1 protein-coding gene is annotated in these 583 nt (G+C 43.2%); it reads right to left on the minus strand.

Going from position 1 to position 583, the window contains the following annotated elements; translation table 11 throughout:
* The coding region (locus tag R7Z50_RS29350) for an iron-containing alcohol dehydrogenase (RefSeq protein ID WP_318149996.1) at nucleotides 1-471 on the minus strand (471 nt) is incomplete at its 3' end.
* Nucleotides 472-583: the final 112 nt, after the last annotated feature.

Consider the following 583-nt stretch of genomic DNA (forward strand, 5'->3'; position numbering starts at 1 on the left):
CAGTTTGTCTTGAGTTTCTGCTTTTGTAATCACAGCACCCATGTTGGATTCTGAACCAGTTGCAGGTAGCGTTAGGATAGCCGCAAGCGGTGTTGCTTCTGTAACTTGATGCTTACCGATCATAATGTCCCAGCCGTCACCATCGTACTTTGATGCTGCCGCAACGTATTTAGAACCGTCGATAACCGAACCACCACCAACAGCAAGAATAAAGTCGATGTTTTGATCTTTTACGATAGCGACCGCTTTATCCAATGTTTCTTTTGTTGGGTTTGGTTCTACACCAGAAAACTCAGACCATTCGTGGCCAGTGAGTGCTTCTGCTACTTGGTCGTATACGCCGTTCTTTTTGATTGAGCCACCACCGTAAATCACCAAGACCTTTTGATCCGCTGGGATCGCGTCTTTGATTGCTGCGATTTGTTGTTGGCCAAAGAAAATTTTGGTTGGGTTGACATAAGAAAAGTTCATTGCAGACCTCTTGTTTCCAGTTGAGGAGATTGAATACGTGCATATTAGTACGACTTTTTGTCGTGTTGTAGGTCGATTTCTGTAAATTACTTGCCTATTTCTACAAAATTGT

Source organism: Vibrio sp. 1249-1 (genome assembly GCF_033340495.1).